The organism is Neobacillus sp. B24 (assembly GCF_055381825.1).
On the sequence record NZ_AP035777.1, the window covers coordinates 1,252,102 to 1,266,096 of the forward strand.

A 13,995-nucleotide genomic window follows, 5' to 3' on the forward strand; every position below is an offset into this window, starting at 1 on the left:
AAAGGAGAGAATGAACATGACAAACTTATTTACAAGAATTAAAAACACTGTATTAGCCGATTTACACGAGGCACTGGACCAAAAGGAAAAGCAAAATCCAATCGCGCTGCTGAATCAGTATCTCCGCGAATCAGAGCAGGAAACAGAAAAGGTCCGCAAGCTGCTGGAGCGCCAGTATAAACTCAAAGAAGAATTTGCAAGAGAATATCAGCAGGCACTAGAACTAGCTGAAAAGCGTAAGTACCAGGCTGAAATTGCTTCAAGAGCAGGAGAAAATGATCTCTATCAATTTGCTCAAACTGAGTATCAGCAATATGCTGACCGTGTCCAGCGCCTGGGCAGTTCACTTGAACAAGTGAAGACTCAATGTGGAGAATTGGAAAGAAAATATGAAGAGATGAAGCACAAATTGAAAGATATGCATCTCCGCCGGATGGAATTAATGGGACGTGAAAATGTGACCCGGGCCAACCTTCGGATGAATCAGGTGCTAGATTCCAATAACTATTCTGATAAACCATATTCCCGCTTTAACGAAATTGAGAAGTATCTTGATACCCTGGAGCATCAAGTGAACAGCTCCTATTACCGCAGCACGATTGATGCGAGAATTGCGGAATTAGAAAAAAATGCAAAATTGGAAGAAAGCAAGTCCATTTAATAGGTAAAAATGGTATTCTTAAAGAGGCGTAGCGGTTAAAGCGCCTCTTTTCCCCATAAAAAAATAAAAAAGGGAGGGTGAGCCAATGTTTAAGAGTGCGAAAAAAGATTATACCGCTTGGCTGGTATTCATCGGCATTGTAATTCTGCTTTTAGAAGTTCTATTTTTTAACGAAGGGCTTATATTCTCCCTTTTTATTGCAGGTGGAATGATTTATCTGGGCCGCCGGAAACCGGGCAAGAAGTTCAGTAAATTCCTGTTCTTTGGAGGAATTGTAGTATTGGTCATCAATGTGTTTAGCATGATGACATTCAGATTTTTATTATTAGCTATTCTATTGCACTTTTTTATACAGTATTTAAATTCAAAAAAGCAGCCTCAGAAACTGGTCGTCGAACTTCGCAAAGCAGACGATGCACCTAAACAGGAAACAGTCATCAAAACAAAGCCGTTATTTGAAAATATGTTTCTCGGTCAGCAAAAGACGCCGCCCGGGGTTTACGAGTGGAACGATATCAACATTCAGGCGGGAATAGGCGATACGATTATCGACCTTAGTTATACACTGCTGCCTAAGGGTGAAACAGTTATCTTTATCCGTAATCTGATCGGGAATGTCCAAATTTTAGTTCCCTATGAGTATGAAGCCAGCGTTCAGCATTCCTGCCTGGTGGGTTCGGCAATGGTGTTTGAGAATCATGAGCCAAGAATGTTCAACCAATCGTTTCTAGTGCGCACATCTGGGTATGAACAGGCTGAGCAAAAGGTGAAAATCGTAACGTCGCTCATCGTAGGAAACTTAGAGGTGAGCCGGATATGAGTGCAGCGGGGCGTCAAATTGTCTGGAGTATTGGGTTGTCCCTGTTGATTGCCATTGTGGTGTCCGGCGTTTTTACCTATGTTTTTCCCTTAAACAGCCTGTCCCAATTATGGTCGAAACATTTTATGGATATTCCGTTGGCTTTATTCATTCCCGCTTTTAGCATTGCAATGGGGATTCTCCTCGGGGCTTTATCGGGATTTTATTGGAGAAAGCAATTCCGTTTTATTGAAAATTCGCTGCACCAATTGGAAGAAGGAAAACACGTCGATTTCAATAGCAGTCCCCCAGTTGGGGAAATGCAGACGATTGCAGTGCGGATTGAAAAAATCGGCAAACAAATTGCCGAGCAGGCGAAGCTGTCACAGCGTCTGGCAACGGAAAAGGTCGAGGACCAGGAAGCGAGAATGCAAGAAATCATTGAACAGGAACGAAATCGTCTTGCCCGCGAGCTGCATGATTCGGTCAGTCAGCAATTATTCGCGGCCTCGATGATGATGTCGGCGATTAACGAAACGCGGGAGCCGACAGAGGGGAACGTTGAAACGAAACAGTTAAAGATGGTCGAGGAAATGATCCATCAATCGCAGCTTGAAATGCGGGCGCTCTTACTTCATTTAAGACCGGTTGCGTTAAAAAATAAGTCGCTTCAGGAAGGAATCGAGGAGCTGTTAATTGAATTATCTCAAAAAGTAACAATGGATATTAAATGGAAAGTGGAAGAGTTTCCGCTTGATAAAGGCGTCGAGGACCATTTGTTTCGGATTCTCCAGGAATCCATTTCCAACACCCTTCGGCATGCCAAGGCGAATAAGCTGGAAGTGCTGTTGATTCAGCGGGATGATTTGATTATTATGCGGATTGTTGACGACGGGGTTGGATTTGAAGTGGAAGAGGGTAAGGCCGGCTCCTACGGCATGCAAAATATGCATGAACGGGCCGTTGAGGTTGGCGGTACCTTAAAGGTAATCAGTGTGAAAAATAAAGGGACAAGGCTGGAAGTGAAGGTCCCGGTGTTAAAGAGTGGAGAGGGTGCAGATGATTAGAGTAGTGTTTGTCGATGATCATGAAATGGTAAGAATCGGCGTGTCCGCGTATTTATCCGCACAGCCTGATATTGAGGTTGTCGGGGAGGCGGGAGACGGCAAAAAAGGGGTCGAGCTGGCACTTGAACTCCGTCCCGACATTATTTTAATGGACTTGGTCATGAAGGAAATGGACGGAATTGAAGCGACCCGGCAAATTATTGAAAGGTGGCCGGAGGCGAAAATCATTATTGTGACAAGCTTTCTGGATGACGAAAAGGTATATCCGGCATTGGAGGCAGGAGCGACCAGCTATATGCTGAAAACCTCAAAGGCCAGCGAAATTGCCAAAGCGGTCCGTGATACATATAACGGCCAGTCTGTACTCGAGCCTGAGGTCACTGGAAAAATGATGCTCAAAATGCGCCAGAAAACACAGCACCTGCCCCACGAAGACCTCACCAGCCGTGAACTCGAAATCTTGCTGTTGATGGCCGAAGGAAAAGCCAATCAGGAAATCGCCGATGAATTATTTATTGCGCTAAAAACAGTTAAAACCCATGTGAGTAATATTTTAAGTAAGCTTGATGTACAGGACCGCACCCAGGCGGTTATTTATGCGTTTAAGCATTCGTTAACGAAATAATCAATAGTAAAGGCTGATATCAGCCTTTTTTTTATGCCAAAAAAACCCCTACTATTCCGAGAACTTGTCTCATAAGTTTATAAAAGTGAGACTGTTGGACAAAGGGGACTTTAATCATGGCTATTTACTACAAGAGTATTTTCTTTTTAGCAGTGACTGCCTTTTTAGGCGAAGGAATAGAGATCTTAGTTAATATGATACTTGCCAGGGAGCTTGGGTCGCACGGGCTTGGGCTTTATATGACGATTCTGCCCACAATCTTTCTAATCGTCCTGCTGGCGAGCTTCGAACTGCCGGTGTCGATTTCGAAATTCATTGCCGAGCGGGATGAACGATTTCATCGGAACATCCTTCATCATGCGATTACCCTGACGATTACGTTTACGATTATTCTGTTTTTGGCGGGCACAGCGCTCGTCCCATTCGTACCGATATTTAACGGATATCATCCGTATATCAGATGGCTTGTGCTGCTGTTGATCCCGGTTATTTCTTTTACTTCTGTTGCCAGGGGATACTTTATGGGGCGCCAGCAAATGGGGAAAATCGCGGTCTCCAATTTTTTGCGAAAAATAATTCAGCTTGTCGGACTGTTCGTGCTGTTTCGTTTCTTCGAATTTGATTCTGAAGCCTCGCTGTTGGTGGCCATCTCCGTTCTGATTGCAAGTGAAATCGTTGTTTTTCTTTATTTAATCTTAATGTTCATCATTCAATTCCAAACAATCAAGCGCCAGCCGTTTTCCAATTTAAATCGTAAAATAGTCCGGAAAAATCTGATGGCCGTCTCCATTCCCACAACGAGCATGCGCCTGTTCTCGGCATTAACGAATGCGATTCAGCCATTTATCATTAAGGCCGCATTGGTGCATGCGGGTTTAAGCGGCAGTATTGCGACGGAACAATTCGGAATGCTGATGGGCGTGGCAATGTCGATAGGCTTTTTCCCTGCGTTTATTGCCCATTCCTTGCTGATCGTGTTAATCCCGGCTGTTTCCAAAACCCATTCCGAGCGGGATTATTCTTCCCTGCAAAAAATGCTGCAGCAAACCATGCTGTTAACATTTGGCTATGGAGTTGTTGCTGTTACTATTTTTTATTTCTTTGCACCACAATTGACGTCATTATTTTTCAAATCGGCGACACCTGCTGTTTATCTACAGCTGCTCTGGCCGTTTTTCCTGTTCCATTATTTCGTGATGCCGCTGCAGGCCTTCATGATTGGACTAGATATGATTAAAGAAGCGTTTATCCATATAATTTGGTCAACCGTCATCAGCTTTGGAATCATTCTTTGGTTAGGCTCGATGCCGGAGTGGCGGATGGATGGAGTCATCATCGGCATGAACACTGGGGCCGTGTTGTTGACACTGATGCATTATGTTACAATCTGCAGGAAAATTGGCGTAACAGTTTTGATGAAGGCTACTACCCCGAGGATGTACTCGTAAACATAGTACAGTACTTTCCTGCCCAGAATCTGAATATTATTGTAGTGATAACAATTTTTTTAAAAAGGGGAAGATTAGGGTGGCTAAAAAGATTCCTGCCCACTTGGTGCAGTTCATTTCAAAACAGCATTATCAGCAGTACACGCCGATTAATCATGCCGTTTGGCGTTTTGTAATGAGGCAAAATCATTATCATTTGAAAAATATTGCCCATACCGCCTATGTAAATGGCTTGAAAAATTCAGGCATCAATATCGAATCCATTCCAAAGGTTGAAGAAATGAACGAAAGCCTCGCAAAGGTGGGCTGGGGGGCAGTAACAATCGACGGCTTAATTCCTGGAGCTGCTTTCTACGGTTTTCTGGCAAATGGTCTCCTGCCTATTGCAACAGAAATCAGGAAGTTGGAAAATATCGCCTATACCCCTGCGCCGGACATCATTCACGAGGCAGCCGGGCATGCGCCAATACTATTAGATAAATCCTATCGCCAGTTTGTCAGGAAAATTGGCGAAATGGGAGCGAAGGCACTCTCCAGTAAGGAGAAGCTTGAGGTATTTAAAGCGGTACGGAACTTAACAATCGTTGCCGAGGACCCCCAATCAACTCCGGAACAAGTAAAAGAAGCGGAGAATTTGGTGACCGAGGCAAGAAAAAAGGTAAAGGGATTAACGGAAGCGGATAAGGTATCACGGCTTTTCTGGTGGACGGTCGAATACGGGTTAATCGGCGATCTAGATGACCCTAAAATTTATGGCGCAGGCTTATTATCCTCAGTCGGAGAAAGCCAAAGCTGTTTAGCTCCCGATGTTAGAAAAATACCCTTTTCAGTGGAAAAATGTATCAACACCCCCTATGATGTAACCAAGCCACAGCCGCAGTTATTTGTCTGTAGTAACTTCGATGAACTGGTTGCAAAAATTGATGACTTCGCCAAAACAATGTCCTTCCGTAAAGGAGGCACAGAAAGTCTGGAAACAGCTTTGAAAACAGACAGCATTGCCACAACCGTTTTTTCCTCAGGTATCCAGATTACTGGTATAGTAGCAGAAATTATCAAAGATGAAACTGGGGAAGCAATCTATATACGGACCAATGGCCCGACGGCTTTATCCTACAATGACGAACAGCTAGCCGGACAAGGAACCGAAACCCATCGTAAAGGGTTTGGCACCCCAATTGGGGTGTTAAAAGGCCAAATTGCCATCGAAGATTTCAACGAAAAGCAATTACCGTATTTAGGAATCTCTGAAGATTGCAAAACTAGCTTAAAATTTGAAAGCGGTGTCATAATCGAGGGGATTGTCAGTAAGGTTCACCTTGGTGATGGTAAACCAATTGTAATCTCGTTCCAGAATTGTACCGTAACCTATAAGGACAAAATTTTGTTTAAACCAGATTGGGGGACCTATGACATGGCAGTCGGGGCGTCGGTTAGCTCCGTTTTCGCCGGTGCTGCAGATCCGTATTCTTATTTTGATATGCAGCCGGTCCCGGAAATAGAAGAGCAGGCAGCACGGAAAGATGAAAGTGAGCTTGAAAGTCTGTATGGGGCAATCCGCAGGATTCGCGAACAGCAGGTTTGGAATTCATCGGAAGTAGGAAGAATCGCTGCCATTTTGGATGAAAGATATCCAACACATTGGCTGCTAAGACTAGAAATTCTTGAACTCTATCAACAATACGAGCCTTCCCATACCAGTGTTCAACATATATTGAGGGTACTACAACAAACCGAGTGGAACCCAGCCATCAAACAACTGATTCAACGCGGATTAGAGCAAATACATTAAAAAGGAGCATGGGGGTTGATCCCATGCTCCTCTAAAATTTATTAGTCTCTGCTATTTAAAATCCCGAAGATACGTAAAATGCTGATAAACAGGTTAATAAAGTCCAAATATAGGCTTAACGCCATCCATGGAACATCTTCAGCTCTGACACCGTAATGTTTCATCCTGCTAATATCGAATAGAACGTAACCGCTGAAAACCATGACCCCGATAAAGGAGTAAGCCAGCATACCAGTTGAACTTAATGGAAAGAAAATATTGAATAATCCAATGGCCACTAACGCGAGCAGGGCAGCTAATAGAAATCCACCCAAGAACGAGAAATTGCGTTTTGATTTAGCGGCATATACAGCAACGCCTGAGAAAACAACTGTGGTCGTTGCGAAGGCCATTACGACAACACTGGCCCCAGCAGTTGCGGCATAATAAGCAACAATCGGATACAGGGTTACACCCGAGATAAAGGTAAATAGATAAAGAAATGAGTACGAAATTGCTTTTTTTCGTCTAAAAAACACGGCCGCGATAATCATAACTAATTCCAAAATCGCTAATGGTAAAAATAATGCCGGTGGAACATAGACTCCGGCCATGGTGCCTAAGAAGGCAATGGCAAGGGATAGGGCAAATGTCCGCAATACAGAAGGCATAAATTCAGTGGATGATGTTTGTGTATACAATTTCACTTCACCTCATAAATAATATCTTACAATTCAATTATACGTACAAGTCATCAATGAGTTTCATTTTTTCTTAAAAAATCTTTATCTTCTTTTAACAAATCGCGAATTTCTGCCAGAAGTTCCTCAGTGCGGTCGGCTTTTACTTCCACTTTCACTTCTTCTTTCTTCCTTTTAAATCGGTTTAAAAATTTAACAAACAGAAAAATCGCAAAGGCAGTAATGAAAAAGTCAATCACCGTCTGGAGAAAGACGCCATAAGTAACGGTTTTAAAAGCCAAGTCTTCGACATTTAGTTTTCCTGTTAATAAAACAATGAGTGGCATAATGATATTATTAACAAGTGAGGAGACAATTTTACCGAATGCTGCACCAATAACTACCCCGACAGCAAGGTCAATGACATTCCCTTTCATTGCAAATTGCTTAAATTCATTCCACATGTAGGCTACCTCCGGTCACAAATTTTATTATCATTCCAATAGTACCACAATGTAGGGTAATAAGCTTTATACTAATCACCTTACCGCTGTACCGGTAATTCCGCTGAGCTTTTGATCACTTACATTAAAAATATAGTACCCTTGTCATATAAATTGATGTTTTTTTACTACTACCGACATATTGGAAATTTTTCCATCGAAGCTTATGATAGTACTATATCGTATCCTAAGGTTTTTTATTTTTTAAAAATTCAGAATAGGGGGAGTATGATGGAGAATATGGTTCAGCCTTTGGAAGGGACTACGAGTAAGAAGGTATTCTGGTCAGCACTGGCTTCAGGATTTTTAGCATTGGGTTTACTGCTTGTATCATTTGGGGTATCTGGGGTAGCTTATGCTGTTCCGATTGCCGGTGTGGGAGATTTCTATGTAGAGTTTGATAAGTTAGTAGGGAAAGGATACACTTTCTATCCAAAAATGGGGGAAACAAGCAGTTCCGATTCTGCCCCGCAAGGAACCAATATTATTGAATCTTTGACCATCGATAATTTACAGCTATACAAGGATTTTCAAGTCGGCGGCGAGTGGATTCGGGTAAAAATTACCGCATCCAAGCCGGTGCAAATCAGCGGCCTCCAGCATGACGCCGGGTTGATTGAAGCCAATGCCAAATTTGAAAACCTGGTCCTTGAAGAAAACCACAGTGATGATTGGCAAAAGCAGTTCCAGCAAACATCCTCAACAATTGTGTTGGAAAATGCAAAATTGAAAACGCATTACTTATTCCAAAAAACGATTAATATGAACGGAATGAGATTGACTGTTGAAAGAATAAAGAAATAAGGGGGTGAGTTGGATGGGGTTAAAAACATGGCGGAAGAAACGGCCGCTTTGGGGCGCGCTGCTTACCGTCATCAGCGGCCTAATGATATTATGGATTCCATTAAACCTTTATCTAAGCACCTTCCTGCCAGGATCAATTGCTATCATAGGTTTATTTTTCGGTGGAATGATTATCTTGATTGGAATTCTTGCCTTTATTTTTCCAAGTTCCTCTAGGATTCTTGGAGTCATGACTATCTTTCTCTCGATTCTTTCTGTGATTGGGGCATTGGGGGGATTCCTCTTCGGAACGATCTTGGGAATTATCGGCGGAGCATTGCTGACATCGTGGCAGCTGGCACCGGCTAAGTCAAAATCCCCGCGCACCAACCCGATAGAAGAGTCAGTTCACACCTTTTAAAGGAGAGAAGACTATGTGGTGGAAAAGAAAATTAATGTTGATAAGCTGCAGTCTTGTGCTCCTAGTTTCCTCAGCCGCTTTTTTTAGTGAAGGTGTAAAGGCTGAAGAAGTGGATACAGAGGGTTTTGTGATTGAAGCAGATCGGGTTGTCGGGTCAGGAATGAAAGCGTCGCTTGTGACGCAGGAAACTTCTAAAAATGACGGAAAGCCAATGCTGAGGTTTCAATATCAATCGGCAACGATCTATGGAATGAAATTGACGAAGCAGGTCAATTCGGGCAAGGGGACAGTCAGCATTACCTTGAATGCTAAAGGTCCAGTAACCGTTTATGGGATGACAGTGGATGCCTCGGCGATTTCGTTTCAGGGAGCCTGTATAAAGGCATCGGAAACTGTTCCGCAGCTAGGAATGGAAAATGTAGTTATGGTTGCGCATTTTATGAAATCGGATAACAGCGTGATTGACCAACTTACATTGAGTACCGTATCCGGGAGTGCCGGGACGAAAAAGCCTGGACAGTTGGAGATACTTCAGAATTTGGCGGGATTGCCGCTGGAACAGCTAAAAAAGGAGATTGCGAGAATCTCGGCGGGACATCTGCCTCTGACGTGTGAGGATGGGACTGTTGCTGATGATGTATCTGGCGGCATTGGGATGATTCCAAATCCGCTTGATGAGGTGATTGGAGGAGTTACCAAACCACTCGATCCGATACTGCGGCCGTTAGATCCCGTGTTGAAGCCTTTGGATCCGGTTGTGGGGGTGCTTGACCCAGTGTTGGATCCGTTGAAACCGGTATTGGACCCGGTATTGGACCCGTTAAAGCCGGTATTGGACCCGGTATTGGATCCATTAAAACCAGTACTTGATCCGGTGGTGGCAGTACTTGATCCCGTTTTAGATGTGTTGGACCCAGTCACCAAGCCATTAGAGCCAGTGCTGAAGCCGATTGAACCAGTGCTGAAGCCGCTCGAACCTGTAGGAGTAACAACGGGAGCGGCTGACCAAGTAGTTCAAACGGTCTGCCAAAAGGTGCAGGCAGCTGGAGGCGTTATTACAAAGGAACTTGGGTTAGCATTAATTGATGAAGCAATTGCCAAAAAGGTTCCGCTAAATCAAGTTTGTCCAACCGACACATCGGTCATTTCAGTTGTTGCCAAACTCGAAGACAGCTTGCTGAAAACATTGGGTTTAGGAACACTATTGGGAAAATTGATTCCAACCGATCCGATAGAGCAGCTGAAAAAAATGCGTGAAGAAATTGCCAAAAAACCGGACGGGACAATTCTTTATAGGCCGTAGAATGGTTTGCGGAGAGCAGTGGACGAGGGATGAACCTTGAAGCTGCTCTTTTTTGTTAGTGGATTCATTACGATTGTGCCCTAGTCCTTCCAAAGATGGAAAAACCGGTGCGACGGTAACTATGAGGGGTTCATAGTGCCCGAGAGGAAGGGAAAAATGAAGGGACGGTAACTATGAGGGGTTCATAGTGCCCGAGCGGATGGAAAAAAGGAAGAGACGGTAACTATGAGAGGTTCATAGTGCCCGGGCGAATAGAAAAAATGAAGAGACGGTAACTATGGGCGGCTCATAGTGCCCGAGCGGATGGAAAAAAGGAAGAGACGGTAACTATGAGGGGTTCATAGTGCCCGGGCGAATGGAAAAAAGGAAGAGACGGTAACTATGGGCGGCTCATAGTGCCCGAGTGAATGGAAAAAATGAAGAGACGGTAACTATGAGAGGTTCATAGTGCCCGAGAGGAAGGAAAAAATGAAGAGACGGTAACTATGAGGGGTTCATAGTGCCCGGGCGAATGAAAAAAATGAAGAGCCGGTAACTATGAGGGGTTCATAGTGCCCGAGCGGATGGAAAAAATGAAGAGCCAGTAACTATGAGGGGTTCATAGTGCCCGTGCGGATGGAAAAAATGAAGGGACCGTAACTATGAGGGGTTCATAGTGCCCGAGTGAATGGAAAAAATGAAGAGCCAGTAACTATGAGAGGTTCATAGTGCCCGAGAGGAAGGGGAAATCGGTGTGGGTAACTATGAGATGTTCATGAGGACAAAGTCGAGGGTTTATCAAAGGATTTTGATCCTCATAGGAGGTTCATGAGGACAAAGTTGAGAGTCAATCAAGGAATTCTGTCCCCATAAGATATTCATGAGGACAAAATCAATGAATTCTCAACGAATTTGTTCTCATAAACTCTACATTCAATAATGTTCGAAAATTCGTCAATGAATCGTCGTAAAATGTTCACAATTACCCCTTTTAGTATTATAATTAATGTGTAAAAGGGTTTTATATTAAAAGGGCGGTGGACCTAATGGAATTATCGCAATTCATGTCTCCAACTTCATTATCGGGAATCATCACATTTATCGTTTTATTTTCAGCAGGTGTTTATTTTAATATAAAAGTGTACGGAAGCAAGCTGCAGTAGGGTGAACAAACACCCTGCTGTTTTTTTTATCCGTAAATATGGAAAGTCTATCATCCGAAGACCATAGGTTTTCAGTTTCCTTTTCTAACAAAAACAACTACAATATAAGAAGATTCTGAAAAGGAGATATACATATGAGTGAATTTCAAAAGAACCTTGAGAAATATGCAGAACTTGCAGTAAAGGTCGGTGTGAATATCCAAAAGGGACAAACATTGTCCATTAATGCAACATTGGATGCTGTCGATTTCGTCCGTCTGGTAGTAAAAAAAGCTTATGAAATCGGAGCTTTCAATGTCATTGTCAACTGGAATGATGACGGTGTCACCAGAACAAAATACGAGCTGGCCCCTGATGAAGCTTTCAATGAATACCCGCTATGGCGCGCAAAGGAAATGGAAGATCTGGTGGAAAAGGGTGCTGCCTTCATGTCAGTCGTTTCATCAAGCCCAGACCTGCTAAAGGGTGTTGACCCACAGCGCAATGCCAATTTTCAAAAAGCGGCTGGTAAAGCGTTAACGAAACACCGCCAGGCTATACAATCTGATAAAGTCAGTTGGACAGTTGTCGCTGCGGCATCTCCAGCCTGGGCAGCCAAGGTATTCCCTGATAGACCAACTGAAGAGCAAGTCGGATTGCTGTGGGATGCGATTTTTAAAGCAGTCCGCGTCGATTCCGAAAATCCTGTGGATGCTTGGAAAAAGCATGATGAAAATCTTCACGAAAAGGTTAGATACTTGAACGAAAAGCGTTATGCCAAGCTTCATTATAAGGCATCGGGCACAGATTTAACGATCGAGCTTCCGAAGACTCATCTTTGGGTTGGAGCCGGTAGTACCAATGAGAATGGCGTTGAATTTATGGCCAACATGCCAACCGAAGAGGTTTTCACTGTTCCATATCGGACCGGTGTCAACGGCACTGTTGCCAGCACCAAACCGCTTAGCTATGGCGGCAATATCATCGATAATTTTTCTATTACGTTTGAGAATGGGAGAATTGTAGGCGTGAAAGCAGAGGAAGGCGAAGAGGTCTTGAAGCGTCTTGTTGATACGGATGAAGGGTCTCATTATCTTGGTGAAGTCGCCCTCGTCCCTTACAACTCGCCAATTTCTCAATCGAACATTTTGTTTTTTAACACATTGTTTGATGAGAATGCCTCTAACCATTTGGCAATCGGCAGTGCCTATGCTTTCTGTATTGAGGGCGGCAAGAAGATGTCACCTGAGGAATTGAAAAATAACGGTCTGAACGAGAGTATTAGCCATGTCGACTTCATGATTGGCTCCGCCGAAATGGATATTGACGGCATTACAGCTGATGGAAAAATTGAACCGGTGTTCCGCAACGGAAACTGGGCATTTTAAAGCGAAAAAACCGCCTCAGGGCGGTTTTTATTTTAGGATCCTAATTTAATAGTTTGTTTTTCATAGGAATAAAACATCAGCCAATACAACCCGGCGCTAAGCAAAGCGAGGATAAACAAAACAAAATAGGTCCAGTTGTAGCCGATCCAAACTGTCATCGGAATCGATAACGGAGCAATTGTCCGGCCCAGCGTATACCGCAAACTTGATGCAGCAAAATATTGGCCCCGCATATTCTCAGGGGCAATTTTGGAGACAAACGTTTGCTGCAGCCCGGCACCCATCAGTTCCGCGAACGTAAATACGGCCATGCCCAAGATTAAGCCCCAAATCCACTGAGTAGAACTAAAAATAATCAACGAAATCCCATAAACAACTGAGGATATCACAAATACATTTCTTTCATAATAACGAATCATCCATTTTGTCACCGCGACAGTTAACAACGCCACTAAGAAGCCATTTTCTGCTAAAACTATTCCAAAGGCCTGCTCGCCGCTAACCTTAAACGACCAATCGCCGAATGAAAATAGGCTTTGATTTTCCACCACATCCTTGATATATACGGGCAGCAGTAAGTCTAATTGCATGAACGTTTGCCCGGCTAAAACACCTGCGGCGATAAACAGCAAAAACGTCCGATCCTTCACAATAACCGAATAATCCTTTAGCTGGTTGAGCAAAAATTGGTACCATTTCCTATCACTGGATACCCCCGTAGCTTTATGAACAGGCGCGGTTTCCTTCGTCCATTTTGCCAGTATCAGACCAAGTGCGATACAAACAATTCCGGCAATCAGCAGTAACTCAAAGCGGTAACGGGCATAAAATATTCCTCCTAGAATCGGGCCAATGACGACAGCGATATTGATGGAGGTGTAAAATATGGCAAAAACTTGGCTGCGATGTTTTTCTTCCACGACATCGGCCACCATCGCCTGACTTGCCGGCCAATAAAACGACCCGAACACCCCAGCAATCGCAAAGGCAATAAAACCGACCCAAGGCGACTGATACCATGGTGAACTGGCAAACGCGAATACCACGAACGAAAGTCCTTGCCCAATTGCTGACAAAACCATCATCCGCTTCCGGCCAAAGCGGTCGGCGCAGTAACCGCCCATTAAATTGGCAATCACCGAGAAAATCTGCGAAAAAACAAGTAAAAATCCAGCTTTATTTTTTCCAAAGGCATCGGCAAAATATATTGCCAAGAACGGAAAAAACATCCAAAACGTAATATTCATCGCCGCCTCGCTAAACAGGCGGACCTTTAAATTTGAATCCCAATCTCTTATTCTCATACTAAAATCCTCATATTTCATCATACTTTCCAACCAATTCATCATACTATTCGGTTAGATGATTGCACAAGAAAAACATGCGCTAACACGCTGGGGCTCCCCGAGTTACATTGTATTAGAG

13 protein-coding genes are annotated in these 13,995 nt (G+C 43.6%); 10 read left to right on the plus strand and 3 right to left on the minus strand.

Annotated features, from left to right (window positions below; translation table 11 throughout):
* Window positions 1-16: 16 nt before the first annotated feature.
* From ACZ43M_RS06160 to ACZ43M_RS06185, 6 genes are all read left to right on the plus strand, one after another.
* Window positions 17-661, plus strand: coding sequence for a PspA/IM30 family protein (locus ACZ43M_RS06160; RefSeq protein ID WP_464506539.1), 645 nt, complete (start codon window positions 17-19; stop codon window positions 659-661).
* A gap of 85 nt (window positions 662-746) precedes the next feature.
* The gene (gene liaF / locus ACZ43M_RS06165) at window positions 747-1,481 is read left to right on the plus strand and encodes a cell wall-active antibiotics response protein LiaF (protein ID WP_464506540.1); all 735 of its coding nucleotides are present in this window, start codon (window positions 747-749) and stop codon (window positions 1,479-1,481) included.
* Window positions 1,478-2,527, plus strand: coding sequence for a sensor histidine kinase (locus ACZ43M_RS06170; protein WP_464506541.1), 1,050 nt, complete (start codon window positions 1,478-1,480; stop codon window positions 2,525-2,527). Before liaF ends, ACZ43M_RS06170 begins: the two co-directional genes overlap by 4 nt.
* The gene (locus tag ACZ43M_RS06175) at window positions 2,520-3,152 is read left to right on the plus strand and encodes a response regulator transcription factor (RefSeq protein WP_464506542.1); all 633 of its coding nucleotides are present in this window, start codon (window positions 2,520-2,522) and stop codon (window positions 3,150-3,152) included. The genes ACZ43M_RS06170 and ACZ43M_RS06175 overlap by 8 nt, the downstream gene beginning before the upstream one ends.
* A gap of 116 nt (window positions 3,153-3,268) precedes the next feature.
* Window positions 3,269-4,600, plus strand: a complete 1,332-nt coding sequence (locus ACZ43M_RS06180) for an oligosaccharide flippase family protein (RefSeq protein ID WP_464506543.1) — start codon at window positions 3,269-3,271, stop codon at window positions 4,598-4,600.
* Between the two features lie 79 nt (window positions 4,601-4,679).
* A complete protein-coding gene (locus ACZ43M_RS06185) occupies window positions 4,680-6,392 on the plus strand; it encodes an aromatic amino acid hydroxylase (protein ID WP_464506544.1) in 1,713 nt (570 codons plus the stop codon).
* A 41-nt stretch (window positions 6,393-6,433) separates the two neighbouring features.
* Here ACZ43M_RS06185 and ACZ43M_RS06190 read toward each other — a convergent pair whose 3' ends face one another.
* Together ACZ43M_RS06190 and mscL are read right to left on the minus strand one after the other, a co-directional pair.
* Window positions 6,434-7,042 (minus strand): Bax inhibitor-1/YccA family protein, encoded by a 609-nt coding sequence (locus ACZ43M_RS06190; protein ID WP_464507973.1) that lies wholly within the window; start codon window positions 7,040-7,042, stop codon window positions 6,434-6,436.
* A gap of 83 nt (window positions 7,043-7,125) precedes the next feature.
* Window positions 7,126-7,515 (minus strand): large conductance mechanosensitive channel protein MscL, encoded by a 390-nt coding sequence (gene mscL, locus ACZ43M_RS06195; RefSeq protein WP_464506545.1) that lies wholly within the window; start codon window positions 7,513-7,515, stop codon window positions 7,126-7,128.
* 267 nt (window positions 7,516-7,782) lie between these two features.
* Between mscL and ACZ43M_RS06200 the strand changes: the two genes are divergently transcribed.
* The 4 genes from ACZ43M_RS06200 (at window position 7,783) to ACZ43M_RS06215 (ending at window position 12,570) form a co-directional block, all read left to right on the plus strand.
* Window positions 7,783-8,358: a DUF6230 family protein gene (locus tag ACZ43M_RS06200; RefSeq protein WP_464506546.1), complete on the plus strand. Its 576-nt coding sequence runs from the start codon at window positions 7,783-7,785 to the stop codon at window positions 8,356-8,358.
* A gap of 13 nt (window positions 8,359-8,371) precedes the next feature.
* The gene (locus ACZ43M_RS06205) at window positions 8,372-8,758 is read left to right on the plus strand and encodes a DUF6114 domain-containing protein (RefSeq protein WP_464506547.1); all 387 of its coding nucleotides are present in this window, start codon (window positions 8,372-8,374) and stop codon (window positions 8,756-8,758) included.
* Between the two features lie 13 nt (window positions 8,759-8,771).
* Window positions 8,772-10,061, plus strand: a complete 1,290-nt coding sequence (locus tag ACZ43M_RS06210) for a hypothetical protein (RefSeq protein WP_464506548.1) — start codon at window positions 8,772-8,774, stop codon at window positions 10,059-10,061.
* A gap of 1,276 nt (window positions 10,062-11,337) precedes the next feature.
* Window positions 11,338-12,570, plus strand: a complete 1,233-nt coding sequence (locus tag ACZ43M_RS06215; RefSeq protein WP_464506549.1) for an aminopeptidase — start codon at window positions 11,338-11,340, stop codon at window positions 12,568-12,570.
* 32 nt (window positions 12,571-12,602) lie between these two features.
* Here the strand turns inward: ACZ43M_RS06215 and ACZ43M_RS06220 are convergent, their stop codons facing one another.
* Window positions 12,603-13,874: an MDR family MFS transporter gene (locus ACZ43M_RS06220; protein ID WP_464506551.1), complete on the minus strand. Its 1,272-nt coding sequence runs from the start codon at window positions 13,872-13,874 to the stop codon at window positions 12,603-12,605.
* Between the last annotated feature and the right edge of the window lie 121 nt (window positions 13,875-13,995).

What these genes read in the sequence shown, in the direction of transcription:
- ACZ43M_RS06160 (WP_464506539.1), top strand. Translation starts at nt 17, where the DNA reads ATGACAAACTTATTTACAAGAATTAAAAACACTGTATTAGCCGATTTA.
- liaF (WP_464506540.1), top strand. Translation starts at nt 747, where the DNA reads ATGTTTAAGAGTGCGAAAAAAGATTATACCGCTTGGCTGGTATTCATC.
- ACZ43M_RS06170 (WP_464506541.1), top strand. Translation starts at nt 1,478, where the DNA reads ATGAGTGCAGCGGGGCGTCAAATTGTCTGGAGTATTGGGTTGTCCCTG.
- ACZ43M_RS06175 (WP_464506542.1), top strand. Translation starts at nt 2,520, where the DNA reads ATGATTAGAGTAGTGTTTGTCGATGATCATGAAATGGTAAGAATCGGC.
- ACZ43M_RS06180 (WP_464506543.1), top strand. Translation starts at nt 3,269, where the DNA reads ATGGCTATTTACTACAAGAGTATTTTCTTTTTAGCAGTGACTGCCTTT.
- ACZ43M_RS06190 (WP_464507973.1), bottom strand. Translation starts at nt 7,042, where the DNA reads ATGCCTTCTGTATTGCGGACATTTGCCCTATCCCTTGCCATTGCCTTC.
- mscL (WP_464506545.1), bottom strand. Translation starts at nt 7,515, where the DNA reads ATGTGGAATGAATTTAAGCAATTTGCAATGAAAGGGAATGTCATTGAC.
- ACZ43M_RS06200 (WP_464506546.1), top strand. Translation starts at nt 7,783, where the DNA reads ATGATGGAGAATATGGTTCAGCCTTTGGAAGGGACTACGAGTAAGAAG.
- ACZ43M_RS06205 (WP_464506547.1), top strand. Translation starts at nt 8,372, where the DNA reads ATGGGGTTAAAAACATGGCGGAAGAAACGGCCGCTTTGGGGCGCGCTG.
- ACZ43M_RS06210 (WP_464506548.1), top strand. Translation starts at nt 8,772, where the DNA reads ATGTGGTGGAAAAGAAAATTAATGTTGATAAGCTGCAGTCTTGTGCTC.
- ACZ43M_RS06215 (WP_464506549.1), top strand. Translation starts at nt 11,338, where the DNA reads ATGAGTGAATTTCAAAAGAACCTTGAGAAATATGCAGAACTTGCAGTA.
- ACZ43M_RS06220 (WP_464506551.1), bottom strand. Translation starts at nt 13,874, where the DNA reads ATGAGAATAAGAGATTGGGATTCAAATTTAAAGGTCCGCCTGTTTAGC.